The organism is Streptomyces sp. NBC_01142 (assembly GCF_026341125.1).
Classification (GTDB): Bacteria; Actinomycetota; Actinomycetes; order Streptomycetales; family Streptomycetaceae; genus Streptomyces.
Window position 1 is genome coordinate 69127 of the sequence record NZ_JAPEOR010000007.1, and the last position, 6614, is coordinate 75740.

Annotated in this window: 4 protein-coding genes; all 4 read right to left on the bottom strand. The window is 69.2% G+C overall.

The window, feature by feature from the left end; all coding sequences use genetic code 11:
• Positions 1-105 precede the first annotated feature (105 nt).
• The 4 genes from OG883_RS45285 to OG883_RS45300 all read right to left on the bottom strand — a co-directional run bounded on the left by OG883_RS45285 (position 106) and on the right by OG883_RS45300 (position 6080).
• Complete coding sequence (locus OG883_RS45285) at positions 106-1146, bottom strand: ImmA/IrrE family metallo-endopeptidase (RefSeq protein WP_266554607.1); 1041 nt, start codon at positions 1144-1146, stop codon at positions 106-108.
• Positions 1143-2123, bottom strand: coding sequence for a hypothetical protein (locus tag OG883_RS45290; protein WP_266554609.1), 981 nt, complete (start codon positions 2121-2123; stop codon positions 1143-1145). Before OG883_RS45290 ends, OG883_RS45285 begins: the two co-directional genes overlap by 4 nt.
• A gap of 69 nt (positions 2124-2192) precedes the next feature.
• Entirely contained in the window at positions 2193-3251 is a 1059-nt protein-coding gene (locus OG883_RS45295; RefSeq protein ID WP_266554611.1) for a hypothetical protein, read from the bottom strand.
• A 390-nt stretch (positions 3252-3641) separates the two neighbouring features.
• Entirely contained in the window at positions 3642-6080 is a 2439-nt protein-coding gene (locus OG883_RS45300; protein WP_266554613.1) for a DEAD/DEAH box helicase, read from the bottom strand.
• Positions 6081-6614: the final 534 nt, after the last annotated feature.

Genomic DNA, 6614 nt, shown 5'->3' on the forward strand with positions numbered 1-6614 from the left:
GCCTCTTGGCGGCTCACCCTTCTCTGACGTCCCATCGCCGAAATCGTCCGGTCCTGTCGTACGCGGCGTGCTGTCCCCGAACAGAGGAAGCGGTCCGATGCCCGATTACGAGCAGTCGCGGCAGCTGGTGCTGGCCCCCGCGAACCGGGCCGGGGCCAGCACAAGCCGGCACTCGTCGCAGGTGCGGTCCTGCTGAGCGTGCGCCGCTCTGCAGCCGCAGTGGCCTTCTTCGCAGCGGGGCTGGCCGCACTCCGGGCAGCCCGCCTCGATGACTCGGAACTCCTCCTGGCAGGTCTCACACGTCCACCACGACCTGTAGCGGGACGTCCCCGACTCGGGGCGTGGAGCGGTCAACTTACGCCAGGGCACGTTGTCCTCGGCGAGCACCGCGACCAGGTACTCCTCGTCGAACCAGGCGGCTTGCCCGTACAGCAGATCGCTGCGGTCGCCGGAGCGCCACAGTACGTAGGTTCTGTCTCGCTGGCTGGTACCGGCTGTTTGAAGAGCCGCGGCAATCAGAGGGGTTGTCGACTGATCGGTACCTCGCGCCGGCGGGATCAGGCCGGACGCCGCGGCGAACAGGACGGTGCCTGCAGCGTCCAGCAGGACGACGGCGCCTCCGCCGGGCAAGTACTGCGAGGCTCGCACGCAGCATGCTTCCCGGGACGCCCGGGACGCCTGGAACATCTCCACGGCGTCCGGGGCGGTGGGGCCGCTTCTGCGTACCGACTCAGCTATGTGTAGGTCGGGCAGGAGGATGCGGGCGGCGAAGGCATCGCAGGCTGCTTCCTCGAAGGCCTCGGAGTCCTGCCGGGCGAAGAGATTATTGCCCAGCCCGGTGTCGGTCTTCTGCAGGTGATGCCCTAGTTCGTGCAGAGCAGTGAAGCCGCGGCGTCGACGGGAACGTGCCGTGCCGACGACGAGTGTCGGTGGTCGGGTCTGGTGTTGATAGCTGCCAGCGACGGAACACCGGCCGCTCTCGCCGCTTTCCGGTTCCAGCGATACCTGAACCTCACTCCAGCGGTCCAGCTCGTCCAGCGGGTCTTGCTGCAGCCCGGGCAGAGTGCCGGGGTGCCGCTGCAATAGAACTCCCAACATGGCCTCGGCCTGCTTCGGCGCTTCCGCTGCGAACCTGCCTCGGATCACGAGTCGTCTCCTGCGCGCTCCTGGTCGCGTACATAGTGGCGTAGCCGGGTACCCCAGTTGGTCTGCCCACCGGTCTCCCGGGCGGCGAGAGCGAAGGCGCCATACGCGTCCGTCATGCGCGCCTGCGCTTCGCTGACCTTCAGTTGCTGCGCACGGCGGATCCATACAGGGCGTAGCCGAGGATGCTCCGCCTCCGAGACAAGATCGAGCGGCAGGGGACGGACCGCGCCGGCAATCTTCGTCGCCTCGATCCCTGTGGCCTCGGCCAAAGCATCGACCTGATCGGGGCGCAGTGGCACCTTGCCCCGCAGCAGGTCCATCACCTCCGCCTGCGACATGCCCAGCACCTGCATAAGGAGTGCCAGGTCCGGCGGCTGACCCTTGAGCAGCGCAGCCAGACCCTGGCCCTGAACAGCCCGTCCGGTCTCCTGCACCGGCAGACGCGGGGCCTGCTGCAGACGAGCGAGATCGTCGGCGAGAGCCGCTCGCACGTCGGCGCTCGGGTCGAAAGCCGACGAGACCGCTCGGCCCGCGCGCGTGCCGGCAGGGGCAGGACCGGGCTTCCCCCGTACCGCCTGCTGGACCCACTGCACCATGCCATCTCCCCACGCATCCAGGGGGCGATCCAGGACGCCAAGCCCAACGCGGTCGGCAAGGCTCACCCACGCCGTCACCTCGACCCCGAAGGCGGTCTGCGCCGCGTCCACCACCAGCGCACGCTCGTCCTCACCGGACGGGTCGATGGTCACCGGGACAGCGTGGACCTCACGTGCATCGACTGCCAGAAGCAGCAACAGAACGCTGACGTCCTCCCAGCGTGCCCGCCACACCTGGCCGACGGCCACCTCTACCTTGTCGGGGTCGCCGAACCGGCTGCGCAACGCCCCCTCGGACAGAGTACGAGGCCCTCGCGCCGCTCGAGCCATATCGAGCAAACGCTGCGACACTTGATGATCACCCATGATCTCCTCCCGCACCCCGTGATCGAGAAGGTCTACACCACAGACTGACGCCACAACTCATCGAGTGTCCGGTGTCGGCACATGTCACGTCTCCGAAGGAGCACCGCACAGCCGAATCACCTCCCGAGCTGCGACGTGGGCGTCGTCGAGCCCTCCGGTGAACTGTGCCAGCTTCTCCCTCAGGCGTTTGGCCTGGTGATACGCCTGGCTGCGGCCGCAGGCGAGCAGTTCCTGAATACGCTGAGGTTCAGCCAGGAGCGGCACCATCCGCTGCTCCTGCGGGCTCAGCATCCCAACGACCTCCGCAGCCGTCACTGCTGCGTCGAACTCCGCGTCTTCCGCCAGTACGGCCTCTTCCGGGGAGGGAGCGAGGGCCGCAGGCTCGTGTGCTGCCCCTGCCTCCAACGGGACGACCACGGGATCAAGCACGGCAGGGAAGCGTTCGGCGAATATCTCGCACAGCTGTGATACCTCCAACGAGCCATCGGCAGCGGTGAGCACCGCGCGCAAGAGCGCAACGATGGACGCACGGTCCGCCACAGGAGCCCGTCGCGTGTCGCTCGACCACCGCGGGACCCGCACATTCGGCACAGCACGCGCAGCCTCCACCAGCCTTGAGGTCGCGCCCGACCAAGGGGATGCGCCGCTGCCGGCCAGACGCCATCTGCCGCCGCCAGGCTGCTGATCCGGCACTTGCTCGAAGGCCGCCTCAGACTCCAGCACTTTGCTCAGGCTGCGTCCCAGGGCGACGATTCCGCTCTTTCGGCTCTTGTCGATCAGCCAGTGCCGAATCGAGGTGCGGAGCAGCCGACCCACCGACGCGTCATCACTGGCCAGCGCCAGCAGGTTTGTCGTCACCGCCAGGCCTTTCTCAACGAGGAAATCTCCAACGAGATCCTCCAGATCCGCCGGCTGCGATCCTCCTGGCGGGGCGAGCGCAGGCAACTTGCGCGCTTCCTCCCTCACCAGCTTGCTGACCAGCTGCAGACACTCAGGACCTATCTCCCCGAGCCCGAGCAACTCCTGGAATGCAGAAATGGCCAGCCTCCTCTCACCTTGCCGCGCTGCACGGCTCAGAAGAACCTGCTCACAAAGATGCACACCTTGAGGCGCATTGGGTCCCTGTTCTGCAAAAGGCAACAATATTTGCCCGGCACCTCTGAAATCGAGGGAACTGACGTTCGGTATTCGACTGTCTTTTGGACCAGTGCAGTCAGCGGCTCCTTGCCTTTGCCGGGGCTGCCACCGGAGTTGAAGCGCCGGGGCAGAAAGCCACGATGCTTATGACAGCTGCAACTCCCCCTGCGCGCCAGGGAACACGCAAGAACGAGTAGCCCTCATCCACAGGCCACTGACGCCAGCGCCCAGGACCGGCGGAGACAGACGCACCGCTATGACCAGCAGACCTGGGGTACAGGCGAGCGAGCGCAAGTCGCCCCCCCCGCACGAGCTCCGCCCTTCAGGAACGGGACTCCCGACGCGTCCTCCACCCACCGGACGAACACCCGGCCCTCCGTGTATCTGGTGGAGGGTTCACGACCAGCGCATCCCGAGATCGGTCAGCTCCTCGATCCGTTCGGGGGCAAGCTTCGCGCGGCGGGAGCGGTTGTTGGCGATGAACACGCCGAGGGCGTACTGGATGCCGTCGACGGTCTCGGTGTGACCCCGCGGTACGTCGAGGTGTCCTTCGCGCTGCTGGTACTGGCGGGCGGCGGCCAGGCTGGCGGCCCACATCTCGGCACGGCTGCGCCGCAGGGCCGCGGCCGGCTGCTGGGGGAGCGGGGTGAGGCCGAGGACTTCACGGAGCAGCCACTGCTGCGCCGGGAGGAGGGTGTCCCATTCTTCTCTCTGCCCTCTGGCCCACCGGCCGAGGTCTTCGCCCTGAACGACGAGCTCCCCGGACTCCTCGGGCAGCGGACTGCCACCCGTGTGGTGGGTGCGGGCGAGGCGGAAGCAGCGCTGCCAGGCGACCGACCAGGCGGGGCACCAGGCCGGGTCGATGGCGTCCAGGGCCCGCCGCCGTTCCCGGCTCAACTGCCCGCCACCAGCAGAGGGTTCGCCTCCCGCCATCTGCCGGTGCCGCCGCTGTTCGTCTGCGCGGCGGGCGGCGGCGCGCTGGTTCTTCAGCCACACCCCGACCGGGTACGCCTGCCACACGGCGTCAGTGGGGGCGAGCAGGTGTCCGTGCTCGCGGGCCCAGGCGCGGGCGGCGGCGAGGCCTTCGTCGAACGCGACATCGCGGTGGCTCCAGATCATGCCGAGCTCGTCGAGTTGGCGAACCCGCTCGTCCTCCAGGCCGCCGCGGGCGTACGCGCGCCGCTGCTCGGCGATCCACACCCCGAGTGGGAACCCGTCGGGGGAGCGGTGCCCGTACGGCACCCGCAGGTCGCCGTGATCACCACGGTAGGCGAGCGCGGCCTGCAGCCCGCGCCGCCAGAACTGCGTCTCCGGCTTGAGCACCCGCAGGCTGATGAACGCCGCCAGGGCTGCTGGGTCCCGCGGCGTGGAGAACGTCAGCAGCCCCTGCGCTGGCCCGCTGACGGCCCCGCCCGGCCCCGCTGCACTCTCCGGCCCCCGCCGGCTGGCGGCCTGCGGAGCGGCCAGCTGCTCCACCGCCTCGGTGTCGTGCGCGCGCAGCGCGGTCAAAACCTTGACCAGCTCCCCGTATGCACGCGAGGCGAGCATCTCGTCCGGCTCCTCGCCCGGACCGAGGAACACCGGCACCACCAGCGAGGCAGTCTTGCCCTCCCCGGGCTGCATCCGCAGCGCCCGCCCCACGGCCTGCACGATGTCGACCGTGGAGCCGCGCACGTCCGCGAACACCACCGCGTCGCAGTTCTTGGTGTCGACGCCCTCGCCCAGCACCCGCACCGACGCCAGTACCGCCCGCTCGATCACCGCCCCTTCTGCCGTTGTGCCGCTGGAGAATTCCTCCAGGACCCGCCGACGGTGCAGCGGCTTGTGCTCCCCGTACAGCCACTCCGCCCACACCGTCCCCGGCTCGGGGTACAGCTCCCGGTCGCTCGCCCACAACGCCTTCGCCACCGCCGGCAGACCGCTCGCGAAGGCCTCCGCCTCACTCGTGCGGTAGTGAAAGGTCAGCAGCCGCGCAAGCCGCTGCTCGGCCGCTGTTTTCAGCACGGCCGTCTGCAAGGCGGCCAGCCGCGCCCCGCGCACCGCATCCGTGCGCGCCTGCCCGCCCAGCAGCTGCACGGCCTGCAGCTGCGGGTCCTCGATGTCCACACACACGACCTGGTACGGCGCCACGATGCCCCGGTCGATCGCATCCGACAGCGACAACCGGTACACCACCGGACCGAAGATCGCCTCGTCATCCATCGACGCGACCACCCGGGCCGACTCCCGCCCCACGCCCTGCTGCCCGTCCGCCTCCGGCACCTCCCACAACCGCGGCGTGGCCGTCATGTACACCCGCCGAAGCGCCGGCACCTTCCCGTTGTCATGAACCGCCCCCCACGCCTTGCCCGCCGCACCCGACGTCCGATGCGCCTCGTCCACCACCACCAGGTCCCACCCGCCCACACCCTGCGCATGCGCCCGCTCCAGCACCCCGAGCCCCAGCGCCGCATACGTGGCGAATACCGTCACCCGCTCCCGGCCCTCAAGCCACGCACTCAACTCACCCGCGTCCGTGGTGCACCGCAGCCCCACCGCCTCATCACCGCGCAACGAGCACACGCCGACCATCGCCCCGCCACGCCCGCTCTCACGCCACACCGCAGCCATCTGCGCCAGCAGGTCGAGCGTGGGCACCAGCACCAACACCCGCCCGGCACGCAGCTCCTGAGCCACCGACACAGCGATCAGACTCTTGCCCGCTCCCGTAGCCGCGATCACCTGAACCCGCAGCCCCTCCTCCGCCACCTCGGCGTCGGACGAGATCTGCAGCGCGCGGACCGCCGCGTCCACCGCCTCGACCTGATGAGAATGAAGCCGCCGCCGACCCGTCACGAGACCGCCCGCCTTTCCGCGCCCGCCTCCGGTGCAGAGGCAGTAGGCTCTCACTCCAGAATCTATCTCAGTTCACTATGATGCAAGAGCACACGCACGACGCTCCACTAAGGATCGCTGCCGACTATCCGTCAACCACCCTTCCCACCATGGCAGTCCATCCGCGGTCCACACCGGAGAAGTCGACAGATTCACCCCGCCGACACCTCCCGCCCTGGCACACTGCCCCAACCCGCCCCACAGGTCCAGCCTCTGACACCCAGCCAGCCGCCCGCGCCAGCGGGCTAATGGACTTGAAGGCGAAGCCGGAAAGTCCCAGCGGCGAGCGGAGCACGCCGCCTAGGGCGCGGAGCGCCCGGTATCAAAGCCGAGCAACGCGAGGCCAAGTCCCGAGCAACGCGAGGGACTTCAGGCCGAAGGGCTGGCCCGGTGAAACCGGGCAGTCCCGGCCGCGGAGCGGCCGGGACCAAGCGCGCACAGCGCGCCGTCAGGCCGAGCGCAGCGAGGCCGTTCACTCGGAGGGCGCGCAGCGCC